This window comes from Streptomyces sp. V4I23, from assembly GCF_030817975.1.
In the GTDB taxonomy this organism is placed as follows: Bacteria; Actinomycetota; Actinomycetes; order Streptomycetales; family Streptomycetaceae; genus Streptomyces.
This window is the reverse complement of the sequence record NZ_JAUSZW010000004.1, coordinates 3,095,610-3,115,311: the sequence shown is the minus strand read 5'-3', so window position 1 is coordinate 3,115,311 and position 19,702 is coordinate 3,095,610. Positions and strand designations below refer to the sequence as shown.

Sequence of the window (19,702 nt, the reverse complement as noted above, 5' to 3'; positions counted from 1 at the left end):
GTGGTCACCGTGCGCCGCGCAATCACTCGGCACGGTCGCCGTGCCCGCGGTACCTGTCCTGGAGGAGGTTGAGCACATCCGGCACCGGCGGGAAGTGCGGTGCGCACTCCGAGCACGCGTACACGTTGAAGCCGGGACCGGAGTTCTGGTGCACCTCCGAGACGAGCACGGGCGTCTCCGTGATGTGGTTGCAGCGCACGCACATGCGGACGGGCTTCCGGGTCTGCGTGCCGGGGGTCGGCTTCCTCACCAGGCCGCTCCCGTCGCATGCACGTCCCTGGTGTCCAGGTCGATGCCGAAGTCCGCTGCCATCACGGCGGTGAGGCACCGCCACCGCTGGCGGGCGCGCTCCTCGTGTCGCCCGTGCTCGACCAGGTAGGGGCGGATGAGGGCCGTGTCCTCCCCGTCGAGCCTCTCGCCGAGGCCGTACGGGGACCTGGGCCGTTCGGTCCGTCCCCGAGCCGGACCGAACTGCTCGCTTAGCCCCTGTCGAGCAGGGGCGCCAGTCGGGCGGATCCTTTCCGTCCGCCACGCGGAAGCCGGGGTGCCGGGCAGAGTGCCAGCCCGGCGCCGGCCGGAACCGGGCGCCAGCACGCCCAGCAGCCATGCGAGCAGCGCGGCGATAAGGTTTCGCATAGCCGAAGGTCCAATCTTCGGTGAGCCCCTGGGGATCGGCCCTTGCCCGGCCGCCCTGGGGGCGTTTCTGTGACAGGCGACACTCTATCCGCAGTTATCCACGGTTATCTACGGATGCGCGGAAACCCGTGGTCACCCACGCTGATCCCATGGACCTTGATCGCACCCGCCCGTTGTGGAGACAGATCGCAGCGGAGATCATCCGGCGTATCCAGGACGGGACCTACCCGCCGGGGAGTCGTGTGCCATCCACTCTGGAGATCGCCCAGGAGTTCGGGGTGGTGAACGCGACGGCAGCGAAGGCCATGCGGCATGTACGGGAACAAGGGTGGACGCGGGGCGAAGTCGGATTGGGGACGTTCGTCGCCGACCCTCTAATGTCCGCCAACCCCGAGGCCAATGAGTCCACCGACTGACACCCCACGCACCCCAGGCCGGGAAGGCCCCGTAGGGGTGCCCCGCCAGCCCCTTCCGGCCCCACTGTTCGAGAACGTGACGGTCAAGAACATTCGGATTGGCAGAAACATGCTGAGGCTCGAAGAGCTGGAGCCCACACTTCCGTCGATGACTCACTGGCGTGTGTCAGGCGGGCGCGCTGTGGACTGGGTGGCACTCGAGGCGAACCTCGGGACGGCGCTGCCCTCGGATCTTCCGCTCTCTGGCGGAGGCGTATCCGATCCTGGTCATCGACGACTTCCTGAAGGTGTCCGTTCCCGGGCCCGGCGCCGAGGCGTCATGGGCGTCCGAGTGTAGGGAGAACGAGATCCTTCAGGATCTGTGCGAGATGGGCGACACCGAGGGCTACGTTCCCTTCCCCCAGCCAGGAGCCCTGATCAGCTGGGCGGAGTCCAATTCGGGGGACTCCTTCTACTGGGCGACGAGCCCCGCGGACCCGGACGCAGGGCCTGTGGTCGTCTGCGGAGACAACAGCGACTGGTCGGAGTTCCCGGTCGGAGCTGTCGAGTTCCTGACCGGCGTGTACCGGCGGACCATCCACGTACCCGGTATGCCCAGGGGCTTCTCCAGCGACAGCCCGCAGGTGCTGGGCCTGAGCGACCGCGTCGATTGATCGGCAGCTGAGCCGCAGGCACATTGAATGGCGATCGCCCCCAGGGTTGCTGGGGGCGATCGTCATTCAGCGGTACTACTCGTCCAGGTGCCTTCCGATCAAGATGGCTCGTGTCGGGGGCGCGGGCGCGCGCGGCCCGGTTGGGCCTCCGCCGGCAGCCTCGCTCCCAGGGACGAGTCATCGGCGCCCTGCGCGGCCGGCGTGGCCGCGGCCTGGGGATGTGGGCCGGTTCCGGACCACCAAGAAACCCTGGACAGGGCCCGGCGTGGAACCAACGGCCGCCAGTCCGGTGAGTGCCGACCTGGAGAAGGGGCCAGGGGCAGTCGGCAGGGGCTTGCAATCGCCGCAGCTCGGCAGCTCACCTATGGCGCCGTCGTCCGTACGGAGTGCTCAGTGCCGAGGAGCGGCCACAGCCGCGCGCGGTGCCGACCGCCGAAGTGACATACGAGGTCACGGGCAAGGGCACGGCCGAGATCTCGTATCTCGCCCGCAGTACGGCCGGTACGTGGTCGTCGAGAGGGCGGTGACCCTGCCGTGGAATACGACTACTTCGGCCGCCCGCTGGTGCAGAAGCAGCCCAAGGCCGCCGGTGTCTACATCACCACCCCGGCGCCCGAGTGCGACGCCAACAACAACCTGCTGAAGGTCTTCACGCCGAGCGGCGCCGAGTCGTCCTCGGTGTACGACGCGGCCGACCAGGTCACCACATCGCTCGCGCCGAAGGACGTCGCGACGGACGGCGAGCGGCGCACGACCACCACGTACGACAAGGTCGGCAACGTCAAGACCGTCACCGAGCCCCGGGCAACCTGATGGCCACGGTCGGCGACCACACCACGACCTACACCTACGACGCGATCTACCAGCCCGTCTCGGTGGAGAACGCCAAGGGCGACAAGGTCTCCAGCGAGTCCGACAACGTCGGCAACCTGGTCACCGTCTTCGACCCGAAGAAGAACGTCAGCACGGCCCCCCGACTTCAGCTGATTTCTGCCGTGGAAGCCCGGGGGTTCAGCCCCGGGAGCAAACGGCTCCTTGGAGCGGAGGCGCGCAGCGCCGGAGTTCGCGCCGACAACGCGGCGGACTACCTGGACACCGTCTCGACGAGCACACGGCGGGCACGGGTGCGTCGGCGAGGACGACGTCGTACGTGTACGACGCGTTCGACCGCACGGCGCAGGAGACCACGTCCGGGACGGGCGGGAAGACGACGCTCTTCACGTACCTGGGCATGGAGTCGAAGGTGCTGCGGGAGGAGGTCGCCGGCAAGGCGACCAAGTCCTACCAGTACTCGCCGTGGGGCCAGAAGCTGACCCAGATCAAGCACAACACGGATGCGACGAAGGAGTACTCGCAGTTCCTCTACCACCCGAAGGGTGACGTGGAGGCGATCACGAAGGCGGACGGCAACACCCGGGCCACGTACGGTTATTCGGCGTACGGCTCCGACGACGAGAAGCAGTTCACCGGCGCGGACAAGCCGGACGCTGCGAACCCGGACAAGGAGCAGTACAACGACTACCGCTACAACGCGGCACGTCACGACGACGGCTCCGGTACGTACGACATGGGCTTCCGGAACTACGACCCGGGCCTGAACCGGTTCCTGACGCGTGACATGTACGGCGGCGCGCTGGACGACATGGGCCTGGCGACCGACCCGTACACCGGCAACCGGTACGCGTTCGCGGGCGGCAACCCGATCTCCTTCGTGGAGCTCGACGGTCACCTCTTCGGCTTCGACGTCTCGCTCTCGGACGTGGGCCACGCGGCCCTGGACGTGGCGGGCATGGTGCCGGTGATCGGCGAGGTCGCGGGCGTCGCCAACGGCGTGTGGTACGCGGCCGAGGGCAACTACGCGGACGCGGCGCTGTCGATGGCCGCGGCGATCCCTGGCATCGGCGCTGCTGCCACGGCGGCGAAGTACGCAAAGAAGGGCGCGAAGGCCGCGGACGCGATCAAGGGTGGCAACAAGGCGTCCAACGCCAAGCCGAAGCACAAGAAGCCTCAGGACGAGACGAAGGCAAAGCCCAAGCCCAAGTCGAAGAAGGCCGAGAGTAAGCCGGCCCCGAAGAAGGGCGACAGCTGTCCGGTCAAGAAGCCGAAGAAGAACAGCTTCGTCCCCGGCACCAAGGTGCTGATGGCCGACGGGTCCACGAAGAACATCGAGGACCTGAAGGAGGGCGAGTACGTCCTGGCCTCCGACCCGGAGACCGGCGACCTGCAGGCCCGCGAGGTCACCGACACCCGTGACCACAGCGGTATCAAGCACCTGATCACCCTCACCGTCGACCCCGACGGCAAGGACGGCGACGCCAAGCCCGAGACCATCACGGCTACGGACGAGCACCCGTTCTGGCTGCCGGACTTCGGCAAGTGGGTCAACGCTGAGGACCTCGAGCCCGGCATGTGGCTCGAGACCTCGGCCGACACCTGGGTCCAGATCACCGCGATCGACGAGACGCACCGCACTCAGCGCGTCCACAACCTCACCGTCGACGGCCAGCACACGTACTTTGTGCTGGCGGGGGCGACGCCGGTTCTGGTGCACAACGTCGACGAAAACACACTCTGCAATGTGACTCTCGGGCCTGCTATTAAGGGCCAGAAAGCAGAGGGAGTGACCGCTGAACGCGGTGACACCGTCCTGGCTCACGAGCAGCGGATGATGAACGAGTTCGGTGACCGAAATGGCTGCGCCTCATGTGGGGCGACCAAATCGGGGTACAAGGACGGTCACTGGACTGGTGACCACAATCCGCCGAATAAGCTCGCACCCAACGGTCCGTGGACTCTGTATCCGCACTGCAAGGCATGTTCCAAGCAGCAGGGCGGGATCGTGCGCACGCTACTCAAGGAGTACTATGACTTCCCGGTGTGGAAACCATGACAGTAGGTGGGTTCAATGATGCTCTTCGCCTCGTGTACGACGAGATTTGCGCATGGCCTCGTTGTTGCTGCCGCACCCGGGAGCGCCGACACGCATGAAAGCTGGGATCCTGCGACCGATGTTGTTCACGGTGGTACGGACTCCCTGTTCATCTCGGTTCAGCAAGCTGCCAGTGGTCCAGCGTCAGTCCAATGCGTGCAAGGGCCCTATCAGCCGAGCGGCAAAGTCCTTGTGTACTCAGCCAAGTTGACGCTTCCTCAGGCGTCTCTTGAAATTTCGGATCCGAATGAATCGGTGAGGTTGCTGATTCCCGTTCCGAATGTAGAAAATCGAGTCGACGTATACGGAGACGGTACCGATGAGCCCGATGAGGTAGTGATCGTTCTGACTGGCGACAAATCGTGGTAATCCACAATTCCTGACGACGGCAGGTCAGTCCGGTAGGTTGCGAGGGCGCCACGCTGAGATTTCCTCTCAGCGTGGCGCCCTTCGTTGCGTGGCGCAATGGCGATCGCTCACTTCCGATTCAGGAAGCCCAGCCTCTGCTGCACTGTGACTAGCCCAATGGGGGCACTGGCCACGTAGGTCCTGCCAATGCCGTTTAGCCTCGATACCGGTAACTTAGGTGTAATCCGGTCGTTGTTGTTGGTGTGCCAAGAGCAGGTCAGCTGAAGTCATCTGGTGAGCGGCTGTCGGACCGGGTCGCGGTCGGGGTGCTGACCCAGGCGTTTCCTCAGTCGCTTGTTGACGAGGTGTTGGCGGAGACGGGCCGGGTGCAGCAGCGGAGCCGGCTGTTGCCGGCCCGGTTGGTGGTCTACTTCGTGCTGGCGATGTGCCTGTTCTCGGGGCAGAGCTATGAGGAGGTCGCCCGACTGCTGACAGCGGGTTTGCAGGGTGCGCGGCGTTGGCATGCGTCGTGGGCGGTGCCGAGTACGGCTGCGATCTGGAAAGCCAGGTCCCGGTTGAGTGTGGCGCCTCTGCGGCAGTTGTTCGCGCGGGTGTGCCGTCCGGTCGCCTCACGGGACACTCAGGGCGCCTTCTACCGCGACTGGCGGCTGACCGCGATCGACGGCACCACGTTCGACCTGCCTGACACGAAGGCGAATGTGGAGGCGGTTCGGCCGTCCGCCCCGCTCCGGGCGGGTCGAACAGAACGTCGGCCACCCGCAGTTGTGCATGGTCGGCCTGGTGGAATGCGGCACCCAAGCCGTCTTCGACGCTGCGATCGGAGCTCTGCGCGCCGGAGAGCAGGCTCTGGCGCGGGCGGTCCTGGTGTTCCTGCGGCCGGGGCTGCTGCTGCTGGCCGACCGTGGCTTCTACGGCGTGGACCTGTGGTGCAATGCCGCGGCGACTGGGGCGGACCTGCTGTGGCGAGTCCGCAAAGACCTCGTGCTGCCGGTGGTCGAGCAGTTGTCGGACGGCTCCTACCTCACCGAGATCTTCGACCGGAGCGACATCCACCACACCCGTCGTGGGGTGCCGGTGCGCGCGGTGGAGTACACCATCACCGGCCACGAGGGGGTCTACCGGCTCATCACCACGATCCTTGACCCGGACAAGGCCCCCGCCGCGGAACTCGCCGCCCTCTACGCCCAGCGATGGGAGTTCGAGTCCACCCTCGACGAAATCAAGACCCACCTGGGCGGGTCGCACCTGGTATTGCGGTCCCAGCACCCCGACGGAGCCGAGCAGGAACTCTACGGCTTCCTGCTCGTCCACCACGCCATCCGACAACTGATGCACCAGGCCGCACAACAAGCCGACCGAGACCCCGACCGGATCTCCTTCACCCGCTCACTGCGCGTCGTGCACCGCCAGGTCACCGACCAGGCGGCACTTTCCCCCCGTCAGACTCGCCCGCGCCATCAAAGCCACCCACGCTGAACTCCTCGAACGCCTCCTGCCACCGCGACGCCGCCGGTCCAACCCCCGCGTCATCAAACGCAAAATCGCCAGCTGGCCCCTCAAACGCGCCGCCCACCGCGTTACAGACCACCCACGCGTTCCGGCCATCACCGTGGTCGATGCCACCAAGCCCAAACGGGTCAAGCGAACAAAAACACCCTAAGTTACCGGTATTGAGGTTAGAGGCCCGTCTCTCGGGACGGGGACAGGGAGTGCCGAGCCCCCGATACGGCGGCGCGCTGGACGACATGGGCCTGGCGACCGACCCGTACACCGGCAACCGGTACGCGTTCGCGGGCGGCAACCCGATCTCCTTCGTGGAGCTCGACGGTCACCTCTTCGGCTTCGACGTCTCGCTCTCGGACGTGGGCCACGCGGCCCTGGACGTGGCGGGCATGGTGCCGGTGATCGGCGAGGTCGCGGGCGTCGCCAACGGCGTGTGGTACGCGGCCGAGGGCAACTACGCGGACGCGGCGCTGTCGATGGCCGCGGCGATCCCTGGCATCGGCGCTGCTGCCACGGCGGCGAAGTACGCAAAGAAGGGCGCGAAGGCCGCGGACGCGATCAAGGGTGGCAACAAGGCGTCCAACGCCAAGCCGAAGCACAAGAAGCCTCAGGACGAGACGAAGGCAAAGCCCAAGCCCAAGTCGAAGAAGGCCGAGAGTAAGCCGGCCCCGAAGAAGGGCGACAGCTGTCCGGTCAAGAAGCCGAAGAAGAACAGCTTCGTCCCCGGCACCAAGGTGCTGATGGCCGACGGGTCCACGAAGAACATCGAGGACCTGAAGGAGGGCGAGTACGTCCTGGCCTCCGACCCGGAGACCGGCGACCTGCAGGCCCGCGAGGTCACCGACACCCGTGACCACAGCGGTATCAAGCACCTGATCACCCTCACCGTCGACCCCGACGGCAAGGACGGCGACGCCAAGCCCGAGACCATCACGGCTACGGACGAGCACCCGTTCTGGCTGCCGGACTTCGGCAAGTGGGTCAACGCGGAGGACCTCGAGCCCGGCATGTGGCTCCAGACCTCAGCCGGCACCTGGGCCCAGGTGACGGCGATCGATGAGACCCACGGGTCACAGCGCCTCCACAACCTCACCGTCGACGGCGTCCACACGTACTACGTGCTCGCAGGCGGCGCTCCCGTCCTGGTTCACAACTGCGGTAAAAGTAACGTCGGCGGGACGCACGGTAGCCTGAAGCCGGCGAACCAGCCGGGCTTTAAGGGCCCCCAAGAGATCAACCACATGCCTCAGGACGCCTCAACCGGAACGGCTATCTCGTACGGCAAGGGACCGGCGATCCAGATGGACAAGGCGGACCATCGGCAGGTCTGGTCGACGGGGCAAGGAAATCGCCCAGAGCCCAAGGCCTGGAAGATGATGCAGACGGACCTTGTAAGGTCCGGCCGCATTGATGACGCCATGATGAATGACATCAATGACGTCATCACGCGCTTCCCCGGAAAGTACAACAACGCCATCGGCGATATGATTGGCGCTCTAGCCGGAAACGCGCAGTACCAAGCACTGCGCGGCGTCCCACGACAGGTTCACGTGCAATTGACCCTGTGGTAGTCCATCGCAGATGTCCTGGAGGTCATTCATGGTCATCGATCTCGACCCCCCTCGGGGGTTTGGCAGCATCCAGATCGGCATGCCGATCGAAGCTGCCGAGCAGGCCCTGAAGGAGCTGCCGGGGTTCGTTCCTCCCGCCGAGGGGGAGGTCAGAAACAAGGGATTTGCTCACTACGACTCCGAATTGTCGATTTCTCTTGATTTCGATCGCAGCGGAGTAGTGCGCGCCATTGAGCTGTTCCGCCCCGGGAGAGACGTTCAGGTCATTTTCCGAGGCCTGTCTCTGTTCGAGGAACCTGCCGACGTCGTCATCTCGAGACTATCCGAAATGGTACGGCTCGAAATTGAAGAGGACGAGCTGAATATTTCGGCCCCCGATGTCTTCATCGGGCTCTGGAGGAGGACGCTTCCCGAGATCTCTGGCGATGACGATGGGCGATACTTCGAGTCGGTCCTTATTGCTGCACCCGGGTACGGGGCATAGGTAATTCGGGTACGACTCAGAAGAAACCAGGAAGCCCCGCCGAACGATCAATTCGGCGGGGCTTTCTCGGTTTTGAGGCGGCGGCAACAATCACGGATCCAGTCGCACAACCACGCACTCTGGCGTATCCGGGCAAGGTGCGTCTCCGCGCTGTTCGTCACGGAGGTCATCATGCCGCCTGGCTTCCAGCCCCACCGCCAGGTCCTGAGCCGTCACGCCCTGACCGGCGGCGATTTGTGTCTGGCGTTCTGTCGCGATCTGGAAGGAAAGTGTTCCGGGTCTTCTTCACGGATCCGCGCCCTCCGGTCAACGCCCCGGCTCGCGAGACGCTCTCCGGTCCGTAATTATTTCTGGTCACTTCCTTTCTGAGTGGAGCCGGGATCGTCATGTAGCGAACCTTCCGGAGTCAAGTGATCCGTCACGGCTGTTTGAGGCGGTTGAGAGTGAGATCAGGAATGGAACCGCTTATTGCGAATGGGGTGATTCGGAGCCTTTTGCGGTGAGTGGCTGAGTTCGCCTTGGACTCGCTGATGAACGGCACCGGCTGGTTCGGTGAACTGCGCGTAGCCGTGTGCATGGCTGCGGGTAGGGTCGTAAGCGAATGCCGAACGGTGGAAAGGGAAGCCCCGCCCTCATTTTGGGTTCTACAGTAGTCGAAGAAGAAGACGACTGGCGTCTACAACGACAAGGCGTACCGGTGGTCGGACCCGGCGCCATGGATCGAACTGGAGCGGGAACTCGGTGTCGAATTTCCTGCGGACTTCCGTGAGATCGTGGACGCCTACGGTTCGATCGTGATCAACGGGCAGTTGTATCTGGAGCACCCCGCCGGCCATCTTCTGCACAGTCTGGGAGAAACCATCAGGGAGGATCTCGAGTTCTGGCGCGAGGAGGACATGGCGGAGTTCCTGCCCAGTCCGGTAGGAGCGAAGCCCGGGGAACTGATGCCGGTGGCGACGGCCACGACGGGGGAAGCAATATTCCTTCGCGTTCCCGGTGATCCGTCGTCGCGCTGGCGCGTTGTTGTCCAGGAGTTCGACAGTCCGGCCTGGACTCTCTACGAGATGACGTTCAGCGAATGGTTGCTGGCTTATCTCAAGGGGCGGGATGTGACGTTGTGCTCCCGTAACTTCGCACCTGACCGCCCGTTCTGGGAATTCCTGCCCTGAAAATGAACACGGTGGTGCCTCCTGTCCTGGTGACAGGAGGCACCACCGTGTGAGGATCTCCCCGTGATCACCTGATCCACGTTGTTGATCGCTTCCAGGGATTCAGTAGCAATCCCTGTTCCGAAGGGTTGCATACAAGGCGAGGAAGGGAAAATCATCGTGACTGGACGTCAGTGCACCGGACCAAAGAGAGGATCACGAATCCAGGATTCCAGACGCCTGCCCTCCGGTGGCAGAACCTCAACTGCTGGTGGCCCATCTGGCACGCACCCCGGCCACATCTCCGTGAGCCACACATGTTCAGCGGCACCCAATCGATCCCAGTGTTCGCGAACCTCACCCACAAACCGAACACTGCGCTCGCCACCAGCACCATCGAGATGCCGACCGAGATAGCAGATCGCTGATGCCACTTGCGACTGCACTGAGAGGTGCTGCAAGCGGAGGCCAGGGGGCGGTTCCGAACGGCGCAAGATCTGCCTCAAGCGGACAAACGCCTGGTCCCAGGCACTGTCGTCTCCCGCGCCGGCGAGGCCCAACATGGCGTAGTTCCTCAGGACCGCGTCACGGGCTGACAGAGCCTGCGCAAGATCAGCCGACGCCTCCGGCCCGCATCGCTTGGCCAGCGCAAGTGCCGCCGCACACCGCACATCCCGCGACATACCCTCAGCCGTCAGGACGTTTCGCAGCGCCTGTGGACCCGCAGAGCCCTGGGCATCGCCCAGCACCGCGACCACAGACACGTGGCGGCTCGGAGGAAGATCGTTCAATGCCGCTACGAGTTCGGCCTCGCCCGCAGGGCCGTCCATCACAGCGTCGCAGAGCGCGCCCTCGAAGACCTCGGTCTTCCGATGCCGCAACCGTTCCCCCAGCGAGGCCACCTCGGCTCCTTCCCTGGCTTCGTCCGGCCGCCACAATGGCATGCCACGCTGACATTCGGCGTCGCCGGCGACCGCGTCCAGGGTGAGCGCTGCTCGCTTCCTACCTGGTCGACATCTAGGTAACGTCGGCACTGCCGCTTGCGACGCCACCTGCGTGGTTCTGACCGAAGGGTTCGATGTACCGCTCGTCACCAGCGACGGACGTATCAAGGACGGCGCGCATGCGAAGCAGGCCACGTGCGTGCTCGAGGTGTTCAACGAGAAGACGCTTCCTCCAGCAGGCTGTGGCTGAACTGTTCGGGCATCGCGGTCTGTCCGTTGCCCGACTTGGGCGATGAAGAGGCGGGTTATGTTCTCCACCTCAACGCAGAGGAGCCGATTGAGGTGCGGCCGGTCGATTCCAGCCGGGCAGAGGAGCGGACGGGACGCAGATGAGAACGGGCAGAGTGAGCGCCACGCTCATCACCGCTGCCGAGGGCGGATTCCCGGGTGATCTCGAGGGCCTGAACAAGGCGCTGGAGAGCTTGGGATGGGCTCCCGCGGGGTCTACCGCCCCGCCCTACTGCCGGCAATGGGAATCCGGCGGGATCACGCTCTTCCTCTCGATGGGGGAGGGGCAGTGGCTCGCGGATTTCGTCTTCCGTGAGGTCGCCCCGGAAGACCTCGAGGAACGGGGCAGCGAGGCCCTGGAGGATGCGGCGGCGGGGCAGATCCTCTACTTCCGTTCTTTGCGGGACGAATTGCTCTCCGGTATCGCCCGCCGAATCGAGACGGTGCAGTGGGACGACCTGTCGTTCGACGACCTCAACTTCGTCGAGTGGTCTGAATGGCGGCTCGCCGGGCGGCCCTTCTGTCTGGGTGTGTCCGTCTTCGATACCGATATGCCGGTGTTCGTCATGGGCCGGGCCGTGCTTTCCGCTGCTGGATCAGGCTGATCCAGCAGCGGGCCATCCGGCGTGGCACCCTACCGTCCACATTGCCGGCCGACTTCCGGGGCGTCTGCTCGACTCCTCAGCGCTCGTGACTGGCCGACGTGGCGGGTGCCTCGAGCGGCTCTCGGGAGCGAGCCCGCCGAACATCGACATCATGCTGGTTCAAGGAGCAGAAGCTTGGGTGCCTCGTTGAGAATGCGCCGCGTTCATGTCCGTGATGTGGAGAAGGGGGTGGATCACCTGGAGCGGGGCTTCGCCGGGACCTTGGACAACGACCGGTATCAGGAGGAGATCGGCTCCGGGATATTGTGCAGCCTCGGCGAGGACTGGCAGATGGTGAACGTTCTCCTCACGGGTGAGGGCTTCCCGCCGATGGGAGCCGAGTGCTTGCCGGTCCTCGGAGGGGAACACCTCGCGACCTTCGACGAGCACCTGGACGTACTGCTGCTCTTGAGGCCGGAGATGGTCCAGACGGCGTCCACGTTCCTTGACGGCGTCGATGACCGGTACCTGCTCCGCCGGCACCGGTCCCGGCTGGACGCCAGGACGGTCGGTGCGGCGCCGGACTGGATGGTCGAGGCGCTGTTGGCGCACATCGGCGAACTGCGCCAGTTCTACAAGAGGGCTGCCGCCGCAAACGAGGCCGTGGCCAAGCGGGTGTACGCCTGATGCGGCCAGGGAACCACAGAGCCGGACTCTGGCTGCGCGGCGCGTGCGCGGCAGGTCCCGGCGCGCTGTGCCTGCTGGTGCTGGCCCTTCCGGCCGTGGGCTCTCGGACGACCCCCACCAGCGATCCCGACACGGCCGCCGGCGCCTTCGTCTGCCTGGTCGGGTCGGCGGTGTTTCTCGCCGTCACGGCCGTGGTGGCCCGCAGGTGGCGCAGTGCCTGGGTGCTGTGTCTCGTGGACCTGGGTCTCATGGTGGTCGTCTGGACGAAGGTGCCGAGCCCGTTCGTCCCACCGCACGTTTCGTGAACGGCGGGGCGCAGGACGGCATTGTCCGTGCTCGTCTCTAGGATCGCGCCGGGCTCACAGGTCTCACAGGTCACCGGGAGGGGCGCGAGATGGGTGCCAGTCATTGGGAGTACGTCACTCCGTACCGAGGCAGTGCCGAGGAGTCGTTGGAGGTTCTGCACCGGCAGGTCTTCGAGGAACTGTACGGCGACGACGACACGTACCAGAGCCTCGAGGAGCTGTGGGAGGACGAGGAGTTCATGAGTGAGGAAGGGACCCACTCGATCCTCGACATCCAGCGCGTCGTCCACTCCACCGCCGCCCCGTCGCCGCACAACCTCGAGGACTACGGGACGTTGCGTCCGATGGCACATGACCGCATCGTGCGCCACTTCGGCACCGATCGGCCGACGCCCGGCCGGTTCGGGGAACTGCTCGCCCATGCCCGTACGGTCAGCAGATTCCGGCCCGACCCGGAGGAGACGTTGATGGACGAGTGCCGCATGCGGTGGACCGGCGTGTGCGTCGTCCTGTACGCCGGTGACGAGCCGGAGCCGACCCACTTGGGCATTTTCGGCTACTCGGGCGACTGACTTTCTCCTGTACTACGGTCAACTCCAAGACGGACATCGGCTCGACGTGCCAGAAGGACCTAGTGGTGGCAACGCTTCCAGAGATCACAGCCCTGTTGGGCGAACCACGGTTCAACTGGTCGCATCCGGCGTCTTGGATCGAAATGGAGCAGGAATTCGGTGTCGAATTCCCTGCGGACTTCCGTGAGATCGTGAACGCCTACGGTTCGATCGTGATCAACGGGCAGTTGTATCTGGAGCACCCCGCAGGCCATCTTCTGCACAGTCTGGGAGAAACCATCAGGGAGGATCTCGAGCTCTGGCGCGAGGAGGGCATGGCGGAGTTCCTGCCCAGTCCGGTAGGGGCGAACCCTGGTGAGTTGATGCCGGTGGCGTCGGCCATGACCGGGGAATGGGTGTTCCTTCGCGTTCCTGATGAGCCCTCGTCGCCCTGGCGCGTCCTGGTTCAGGAGCTCGACAGTCCGGCCCACACTCTCTACGAGATGACGTTCAGCGAGTGGTTGTTGGCTTATCTCAGGGGTGAGGACGTGACGGTGTGTTCTCGCAACCTCGCGCCTGACCGCCCGTTCTGGGAATTCCTGCCCTAAAACGGTCGGGGCCGGGCCGTGGGGGAACCTTGGAGCCGCGGACGGGGGCGATGTGAGCGGCGCGTGGCAGACCTCGACGCGGTTGCCGCGGTCTTCGTTTCAATGGAGCCGGCGCGACCACGTCGGCGCAGCGCAGCTTGAGAGCGGGTTCCCGGTCGGGTGGTTCAGCCGCTCCTTGCGGGGGGCAGCGTCTTCTCGTTGAACACCTCGACCGCGCACTTGGCCTGCTTCGCCCGCGCGCCGTCCTTGATCCGTCCGTCGCTGGTCACGAGCGGTACGTCGAACCCTTCGGCCAGAGCCACGTAAGTGGCGTCGTAAGCCGACAGGTTGGTGAAGAGCTCTCGCACACGGGGGAGCAAGGGCACATGCTCAAGACGTCGGATCGGCAGGTCGTCGAACGCGGCAAGTGCGTCTTCCAGCTCCCGATCCGTCAGCTTGCCGCCGCGATGGCGTCCCAGCAGTGCCGACGTCACCTCGATGTCGACCAGGTAGGGAGCGAGCAGCCGCTCGCCTTGGACACGGTCGCGCAGCGCCTCTCCCACGGGGCCGGCGTCGGCCAGCAGCATCACCAGCGCCCCGGCGTCGATGGCGATCACTCGTGTCGCCTTCCGCGGTCGATGTCCTGGAGCACCTCGCCTGTGGAAAGGCGTGCCGTAGCCCGTGCCCGGATGCGGGCCACCACGTCCTCGATAGCGGGGGTGGCCGCCTCCTGTTCGAGAAGGGATCGGGCGTATGCCTGGAGCGACTGGTGGTTGCGTGCGGCCCGTATCTTCAGCTCGGTGAGGACTTCCTCTGGCAGGTCGCGTACGTAGAGAGTGGCCATGCAACCAAACTAGTCGCAGTGCTTGCATTTTGCAAGCTCGGCGCTCGTGGAAAAGGGCCTCCGCCCGGAAGCGGAGGCCCTTTCCCTGGAGGAGCCGTGGGATCAGAAGAAGCCGTTCAGGTTCCACCAGTCGGTGGCTGTCTCCACGCGCGAGGCCAGCGCGCCGGTGCCGCGGCCCGGGTAGACGAGCTGGCAGCCGACGCCACGGCATGCTTCGCCGACATAGCTGCTCTTGGTGGTGGTGACGAGGTCGCCATAGCCGTCGCCGGTGACATCGCCCAGGCCCAGGAGCGTGTCCATGACATTCCAGCCACCGTTGCCGATCAGCACGCGGGACCCGAGGGCTCCGGTCCTGCCCGGGTACAGGTACAGGTTCCCGGTGGAGGCCTGGCGTGCGATCAGGTCGGCACGGCCGTCACCGTTCATGTCGCCCGCCCCGACCAGGGCGTTCATGCTGTTCCAGCCGCTGGTGCCGATGAGCTTGCGGGCACCGAGGGTGCCGGCGCCGGTGCCGGGGTACAGCCACAGCTTGCCCGTGGACTTCTCGACGGCCAGCACGTCCGAGCGGCCGTCGCCGGAGAGGTCTCCGTAGGCGACGATCCGGCTCATGGCGTTCCAGCCGCCGTTGCCCATGAGCTTGCGCGTACCGAGGCTGCCGGTCCCGGTGCCGGGGTACAGCCACAGCTTCCCGGTGGACGCCTCGCGGGCGATCACGTCCTCGCGGCCGTCACCGCTGAAGTCGCCGTGCCGGACGAGGGCGTTCATGGCGTTCCAGCCGCTGGTGCCGACCAGCCGCCCGGTGCCGTCGCCGGGCAGGAACCACAGACGGCCCGCCTTGTCCCGGACGAGGACGTCGGCCCGGAGGTCGGCGTTCAGGTCACCGAAGCCCGCCGCCTGGGGCGCGGTCGTCGCGTACCACTCCGGGTAGGGCGGGAGGATGCATTCCCGCTCGGTGGGGACGAGCCTCACCGAGCTGACCAAGCCGTCCGAGTGGCCCCACTCGGTACCCGCGGGGTCGGGGGCCCACACGGAGACGCCGCCGGCCTGGCCGTAGTTCGGGTCGTCGTGCAGGCAGGCGAACTTGGACGTGTGGTTCACGACGGTCTGGAACGTGTTGTCCCAGGTGCCGAGCGTCGCCTTGTTCGTGTTCGTCTTGAACATGGTGCCTGTGCCGTTGTCGCTCTTCCAGGCACAGAAATAGCCCGCCGGGCAGTCGCTGATCGCGGCCTGTGCGGGCGCCGCGCCCGCGCCGAGGAGCCCGAGCGAGGTGAGCCCCAGCGTCGTGGCCATCGCGGCCAGGCGCCGAAGCAGAGATACGCGCATATTTTTCCCTCCCTGACGCGGCGCGGAGAGACGCTCGACGCGCCGCGAGAGGAAGATACCGTGCCGACCTAATCACGCCATCGCGGGCGTTGCCGTACCGGGGCACGCTGACCGGCGGCCCCACCGCCAGGTCCTGAGCCGCCCCGCCCCGAGCGGCGACCTTGCCCGACGATCACGTCCCCTGCGACCAACCGAATGACCGGAGGCCACCTTGCCCTCGATACACGACTTCGCGACCTGGGAGCCCTTGCTGCGGCTCGTTCAGGCACACCAAACGGAGCGGCTTGCCGCGCCGGGTGGTTACCTGACCGGTCATATCAGCCACGGCAGTTGGAGCGTGCCCGTGCGGTGGCCGGACCCCCGACCGGGACAGGCCCTCCTGGTCGAGGACATGCAGGCCGAGTTCGATGCCGTGGAGCGGGTGCAGCACGCGCTCAGGGCCGACGGCATGGACGGCATCTCCTTCATGGTGGAGAGCGGGCCCGACGGAAAGACCGTCCTCAACCTGTTCGACGCGGGTCCGGCCGTGGAGTCCGACATCGGCAGTCCCTACCTGGGTGCGCTGGTCCTGGTCGAGGGCGCCGTCCCCGAGCCCTGGCGTCGTCTTCCCGAGCCGGTGCCCGGCGCGGGACCGGCGCCGTCGGCGGACCTGACACTGCTGGAGCGGACGCTCCGCGAGCGGCTTCCCGACGCCATCGGTGCCACCGAGGCGGAGATCGCCGAGACGGAAGCGCGCCTCGGCGTCGTGCTGCCCGACGAGCTCAAGGTGCTCTACCGGGTGACACGGGCGAGATGGCAGGACTGGGGCGACGACTACGACTACGAGGCGGAGGATCGCGTCGCCGACGCGGTCGGATGCGAGCTCTTCGCCCTGGACGGGCTGTACATCGCGGACGCGAAATCCCGCCTCTGCCCTTGGCGATACGCGGCGACGGAGGCGGTCGTCACCTCCCCGGACGCCGCGGTGCAGGGGCTGGTCGGCTCACCCGGCTGGATCGTCTTCGGCGACAACGGCGGCGGCGACCGGATGGCGGTCGACCTGACACCGGGCCCGGCCGGACACACCGGGCAGATCATCATGATCGGCCACGAGCAGAACGTCGGCGCGGAGCTGATCGCCGACTCCGTCACCGACTTGGTGCTGGACCGGCGCAGGCGGGATCGCGGCGGCCGTCCCTGGGAGCAGCCGCCCGTGGTGGCCCGGGTGAACGTTCGAAGCCTGGACAGTGTGGAGGCCGCCGCCCACCCCGAGCTGGAGGTCCTCGGCATCGGCGTGTGGGAGGGCGAGCCGCTCGGCCTCGCCCCCGTCGTCGGGCTGCCTCGACTGCGGACCCTCAGGGCCAGCCCGGGTACGCTCGCCGATCCGCTGGAGATCGCCGAGCTGACCGGGCTGGAGTACCTGGGCCTCGGGCCGGAGGAGTGGCGCGTCCTGCTCGACGCAGGTGCCGTCCCGCGCAGTGTGTCCGCCGCTGTCATCGAGGTGAAGGGCGACCGGCACCCGCTCCCGATCGTGGCCCTCGCCAACGAACTCCTCGCCCTGTGGGACCGTCCCCGGATCACCCGGACCGTCCTCGAAGGCCGCCTCGGCCCCGCGGCGTAGCCGGCGGCGGCGGACCGCTGCAGCGGCGGATGACCGGAAGCGGAAACTCCGCTGCAGCACCACCCGCATCCCCAGCCTCGTCCAAGCCGTCCTGACACTCACCCGACCTGCTCAAACCGACGTGTGTGCGGCTCCTTCCGAAGGGAAGCGCTGAGCTGGGACAAGCCGTCACCACTGCGCGGCCCAGGCCAGGCTCTCGTCCGCGACCTGTTCCCAGCCCTCGTGGAAGCAGGTGCCGTGGTCGCGGTCTGGGTACTCGCGGTACTCGGTGACCGCTTCGGAGTGCAGGTGGCGGCGGTGGTTTTCGCGTACGACGCTCGGCGGGACGATGCGGTCGGCGGTGCCGGCGACCAGCAGCAGGGGGGAGCGGGCGTCGTTGCGGTAGTCCACGTAGGTGGCCGCCCGTGCCTTGGGTGTGAGGTTGGCCAGGCCGGCCTGGAAGAGTGGACGGCCGGGCCCGGGGATCGCCCAGGCGGCACGTTCGCGGGCGGCCTGTTCCGCGGAGACGGTGTTGGCGAAAACGTAGTGGAACTGGCGCTCGGTGAGTGCCACGGTGCGGTTGAGGTTGGCGGGGTTGCCGAGCACGGGCCAGGCGGCGCGCAGCGCGGACAGCGGCAGGCCGAGAACGCCGCGCGGCTGGCCGGGGTGGAGTGCGACACCGGCCCGGCCCCAGCCGCGGTCCAGCAGGATCTGGGCGACCAGGCCGCCGAAGGAGTGGCCGATGATCACAGGCTGCTCGGGCAGGGTCCGCAGAAACGCCTCGTAGTGGTCGGCGATCTCCTTCACGCCCAGCCCGGCGGGGGCCTTGTCGTGGTCGAGCGGCTCGCCGAGCTCTGAGACGCCGGGCCAGGCCGGGGCGTGCACGGTGTGCCCTTGTGCGACGTAGCGCTCGATCCAGGGCTGCCAGCTGTGCGGTGTCATCCAGAGGCCGTGGACGAGCAGGATGGCCTGTGCGGGCATGGAGGCTCCCTAAAATCGACGGCCCTTAGTAGACAGACCGTTCTTTCTGTCTAGCCTGGGCTGCCCAACGGCTGCTGTCAAACCGGCGGGACAAATGTGTCGGTTAGGTTTGCGTCTATGAGCACCGAGACTTCCGTCAAGCCGCGCCAGCGCCTCCTGGACACTGCGGCGGAGCTGTTCTACGCGGAGGGCATCCAGGCCGTCGGGGTGGACCGGCTGATCTCCATGGCGGGGGTCACCAAGGCCACCTTCTACCGGCACTTCCACGGCAAGGACGAGCTGGTCCTGGCCTACCTCCACACGCGTGACGAGGACATCCGCGCCCGCGCGGCGCAGGCGGCCGCGGCCGCGAAGGACCCTGCCCACGTCGTTGAACTGCTGGTGGCGGGCCTTGCCGAAGAGATCTGTGAGCCGGGCTTTCGTGGCTGCCCCTTCATCAACGCCGCCGCCGAGTACCCGGACCCGCAGCACCCGGTCCGACAGCTGATCGCGGCGCACCGCGCCTGGTTCCGCAAGACGCTGGCCGAACTGGCCCGCGCCTGCGGCCACCCGACACCGGACGCGGCTGCGGCGGCCCTGGTGCTGCTGCGCGACGGTGCCATGGCAGGTGGCTACCTCGACGGCCAGGACGCGGTCCGCACCCACCTGCGCAGCACCGCACGGTCCCTGCTCCGGGCGAACTGACCCATCGTCCGACCGTCGAACCACGCCGCTCGGCACCGAGGAAGCCCCGCCGGATGTCGTTCCGGCGACCACGCTGACGGCAACGTCAGCATGACGAGACTCCTCCAGGACGAGAACGAGAACGGAGCGTCACAGGCCCGCGACGTCGACCCTGTCGTTCGTGGTGCACGCCCTGCGCCGCTGGCTGACCCTGTTCTTCGTGCCGGCCCTGGCGGTGCGCTACGGGCTCTTGTTCGGAACACCCGCAACTGGGCTTGGCAGCAGGTGCGTTGTCTGCCGCAGTGGCGTGCGCGCTTGCGGGCCGCGACGCGCTGGACGAACGGCCTCACGCGCGGGACGGGCGTGCCGCCCTCCGGATGGTCGGCAGGCTCGGCTGTGCGGTCCTTGCCGGAGCCGCCGGCGCGACCCTCGCACTCAGGCTGACCCCTCGGTCGTATGGAGAGGCCGCCCTGCTGTCGGCCATGGCCGGCTTCCTGGTGACGGGCGTAGTGGTGTGCGGGCTCCTTGACATCCGGCCGATACCCGCGCGTGGGCCGTCCCGGCAGAGGTAGGGCTGTCCGCCGTGAAGGTGGCATTCCTGGTGGTCGCCGTCCCGCCGTCCTCGTCCTGGGCTGCTTCACCGTCGTCGACACGATC

Annotated in this window: 21 protein-coding genes and 1 pseudogene; 16 read left to right on the top strand and 6 right to left on the bottom strand. The window is 66.6% G+C overall.

What is annotated here, in order from left to right; all coding sequences use genetic code 11:
* Positions 1–22: 22 nt before the first annotated feature.
* Together QFZ82_RS16250 and QFZ82_RS16245 are read right to left on the bottom strand one after the other, a co-directional pair.
* Positions 23–250 carry a hypothetical protein gene (locus QFZ82_RS16250; protein ID WP_307713865.1) on the bottom strand — a complete coding sequence of 76 codons (228 nt, stop codon included), beginning with the start codon at positions 248–250 and terminating at the stop codon, positions 23–25.
* Complete coding sequence (locus QFZ82_RS16245) at positions 247–636, bottom strand: hypothetical protein (RefSeq protein WP_307713864.1); 390 nt, start codon at positions 634–636, stop codon at positions 247–249. The genes QFZ82_RS16250 and QFZ82_RS16245 overlap by 4 nt, the downstream gene beginning before the upstream one ends.
* Positions 637–785: 149 nt before the next feature.
* Here QFZ82_RS16245 and QFZ82_RS16240 point away from each other — a divergent pair, with 149 nt between their 5' ends.
* The 14 genes and pseudogenes from QFZ82_RS16240 to QFZ82_RS16175 all read left to right on the top strand — a co-directional run bounded on the left by QFZ82_RS16240 (position 786) and on the right by QFZ82_RS16175 (position 13,676).
* A complete protein-coding gene (locus QFZ82_RS16240; RefSeq protein ID WP_307713863.1) occupies positions 786–1,052 on the top strand; it encodes a GntR family transcriptional regulator in 267 nt (88 codons plus the stop codon).
* Positions 1,053–1,420: 368 nt separating this feature from the next.
* Positions 1,421–1,705: a hypothetical protein gene (locus QFZ82_RS16235; protein WP_307713862.1), complete on the top strand. Its 285-nt coding sequence runs from the start codon at positions 1,421–1,423 to the stop codon at positions 1,703–1,705.
* A 534-nt stretch (positions 1,706–2,239) separates the two neighbouring features.
* Positions 2,240–2,518 (top strand): hypothetical protein, encoded by a 279-nt coding sequence (locus QFZ82_RS16230; RefSeq protein ID WP_307713861.1) that lies wholly within the window; start codon positions 2,240–2,242, stop codon positions 2,516–2,518.
* 337 nt (positions 2,519–2,855) lie between these two features.
* Positions 2,856–4,595 carry a polymorphic toxin-type HINT domain-containing protein gene (locus QFZ82_RS16225; RefSeq protein ID WP_307713860.1) on the top strand — a complete coding sequence of 580 codons (1,740 nt, stop codon included), beginning with the start codon at positions 2,856–2,858 and terminating at the stop codon, positions 4,593–4,595.
* Positions 4,596–5,245: 650 nt separating this feature from the next.
* Positions 5,246–6,479, top strand: a pseudogene (locus QFZ82_RS16220) (IS4 family transposase).
* 233 nt (positions 6,480–6,712) lie between these two features.
* Positions 6,713–8,077, top strand: a complete 1,365-nt coding sequence (locus tag QFZ82_RS16215) for a polymorphic toxin-type HINT domain-containing protein (protein WP_307713859.1) — start codon at positions 6,713–6,715, stop codon at positions 8,075–8,077.
* A 28-nt stretch (positions 8,078–8,105) separates the two neighbouring features.
* On the top strand, positions 8,106–8,561 hold the full coding sequence (locus QFZ82_RS16210) for a hypothetical protein (protein ID WP_307713858.1): 456 nt from the start codon (positions 8,106–8,108) through the stop codon (positions 8,559–8,561).
* Positions 8,562–9,280: 719 nt separating this feature from the next.
* Positions 9,281–9,730, top strand: a complete 450-nt coding sequence (locus QFZ82_RS16205) for an SMI1/KNR4 family protein (RefSeq protein ID WP_373429420.1) — start codon at positions 9,281–9,283, stop codon at positions 9,728–9,730.
* 1,035 nt (positions 9,731–10,765) lie between these two features.
* Positions 10,766–10,903, top strand: a complete 138-nt coding sequence (locus QFZ82_RS16200; protein ID WP_307713856.1) for a hypothetical protein — start codon at positions 10,766–10,768, stop codon at positions 10,901–10,903.
* Between the two features lie 154 nt (positions 10,904–11,057).
* Positions 11,058–11,546 carry a hypothetical protein gene (locus QFZ82_RS16195; protein ID WP_307713855.1) on the top strand — a complete coding sequence of 163 codons (489 nt, stop codon included), beginning with the start codon at positions 11,058–11,060 and terminating at the stop codon, positions 11,544–11,546.
* A 228-nt stretch (positions 11,547–11,774) separates the two neighbouring features.
* On the top strand, positions 11,775–12,212 hold the full coding sequence (locus tag QFZ82_RS16190; RefSeq protein ID WP_307713854.1) for a DUF1877 family protein: 438 nt from the start codon (positions 11,775–11,777) through the stop codon (positions 12,210–12,212).
* Complete coding sequence (locus QFZ82_RS16185; RefSeq protein WP_307713853.1) at positions 12,212–12,517, top strand: hypothetical protein; 306 nt, start codon at positions 12,212–12,214, stop codon at positions 12,515–12,517. Before QFZ82_RS16190 ends, QFZ82_RS16185 begins: the two co-directional genes overlap by 1 nt.
* Before the next feature lie 89 nt (positions 12,518–12,606).
* A complete protein-coding gene (locus QFZ82_RS16180; RefSeq protein ID WP_307713852.1) occupies positions 12,607–13,089 on the top strand; it encodes a hypothetical protein in 483 nt (160 codons plus the stop codon).
* A 65-nt stretch (positions 13,090–13,154) separates the two neighbouring features.
* Positions 13,155–13,676: an SMI1/KNR4 family protein gene (locus QFZ82_RS16175; protein ID WP_307713851.1), complete on the top strand. Its 522-nt coding sequence runs from the start codon at positions 13,155–13,157 to the stop codon at positions 13,674–13,676.
* Positions 13,677–13,840: 164 nt separating this feature from the next.
* Here QFZ82_RS16175 and QFZ82_RS16170 read toward each other — a convergent pair whose 3' ends face one another.
* The 3 genes from QFZ82_RS16170 to QFZ82_RS16160 all read right to left on the bottom strand — a co-directional run bounded on the left by QFZ82_RS16170 (position 13,841) and on the right by QFZ82_RS16160 (position 15,822).
* Positions 13,841–14,272 carry a type II toxin-antitoxin system VapC family toxin gene (locus QFZ82_RS16170; protein ID WP_307713850.1) on the bottom strand — a complete coding sequence of 144 codons (432 nt, stop codon included), beginning with the start codon at positions 14,270–14,272 and terminating at the stop codon, positions 13,841–13,843.
* On the bottom strand, positions 14,269–14,499 hold the full coding sequence (locus QFZ82_RS16165) for an antitoxin (protein ID WP_307713849.1): 231 nt from the start codon (positions 14,497–14,499) through the stop codon (positions 14,269–14,271). The genes QFZ82_RS16170 and QFZ82_RS16165 overlap by 4 nt, the downstream gene beginning before the upstream one ends.
* Positions 14,500–14,601: 102 nt before the next feature.
* Positions 14,602–15,822: an FG-GAP-like repeat-containing protein gene (locus QFZ82_RS16160; protein ID WP_307713848.1), complete on the bottom strand. Its 1,221-nt coding sequence runs from the start codon at positions 15,820–15,822 to the stop codon at positions 14,602–14,604.
* A 211-nt stretch (positions 15,823–16,033) separates the two neighbouring features.
* Between QFZ82_RS16160 and QFZ82_RS16155 the strand changes: the two genes are divergently transcribed.
* Positions 16,034–17,422 (top strand): SMI1/KNR4 family protein, encoded by a 1,389-nt coding sequence (locus QFZ82_RS16155; protein WP_307713847.1) that lies wholly within the window; start codon positions 16,034–16,036, stop codon positions 17,420–17,422.
* Positions 17,423–17,590: 168 nt separating this feature from the next.
* Here QFZ82_RS16155 and QFZ82_RS16150 read toward each other — a convergent pair whose 3' ends face one another.
* On the bottom strand, positions 17,591–18,382 hold the full coding sequence (locus QFZ82_RS16150; protein WP_307713846.1) for an alpha/beta hydrolase: 792 nt from the start codon (positions 18,380–18,382) through the stop codon (positions 17,591–17,593).
* Between the two features lie 117 nt (positions 18,383–18,499).
* Between QFZ82_RS16150 and QFZ82_RS16145 the strand changes: the two genes are divergently transcribed.
* Entirely contained in the window at positions 18,500–19,066 is a 567-nt protein-coding gene (locus tag QFZ82_RS16145) for a TetR/AcrR family transcriptional regulator (protein ID WP_307713845.1), read from the top strand.
* Positions 19,067–19,702: the final 636 nt, after the last annotated feature.

Excerpts from the sequence above, each read along its gene's own strand:
- QFZ82_RS16245 (WP_307713864.1), bottom strand. The coding sequence starts at position 636 with ATGCGAAACCTTATCGCCGCGCTGCTCGCATGGCTGCTGGGCGTGCTG.
- QFZ82_RS16240 (WP_307713863.1), top strand. The coding sequence starts at position 786 with ATGGACCTTGATCGCACCCGCCCGTTGTGGAGACAGATCGCAGCGGAG.
- QFZ82_RS16235 (WP_307713862.1), top strand. The coding sequence starts at position 1,421 with ATGGGCGACACCGAGGGCTACGTTCCCTTCCCCCAGCCAGGAGCCCTG.
- QFZ82_RS16210 (WP_307713858.1), top strand. The coding sequence starts at position 8,106 with ATGGTCATCGATCTCGACCCCCCTCGGGGGTTTGGCAGCATCCAGATC.
- QFZ82_RS16185 (WP_307713853.1), top strand. The coding sequence starts at position 12,212 with ATGCGGCCAGGGAACCACAGAGCCGGACTCTGGCTGCGCGGCGCGTGC.
- QFZ82_RS16180 (WP_307713852.1), top strand. The coding sequence starts at position 12,607 with ATGGGTGCCAGTCATTGGGAGTACGTCACTCCGTACCGAGGCAGTGCC.
- QFZ82_RS16165 (WP_307713849.1), bottom strand. The coding sequence starts at position 14,499 with ATGGCCACTCTCTACGTACGCGACCTGCCAGAGGAAGTCCTCACCGAG.
- QFZ82_RS16160 (WP_307713848.1), bottom strand. The coding sequence starts at position 15,822 with ATGCGCGTATCTCTGCTTCGGCGCCTGGCCGCGATGGCCACGACGCTG.
- QFZ82_RS16150 (WP_307713846.1), bottom strand. The coding sequence starts at position 18,382 with ATGCCCGCACAGGCCATCCTGCTCGTCCACGGCCTCTGGATGACACCG.
- QFZ82_RS16145 (WP_307713845.1), top strand. The coding sequence starts at position 18,500 with ATGAGCACCGAGACTTCCGTCAAGCCGCGCCAGCGCCTCCTGGACACT.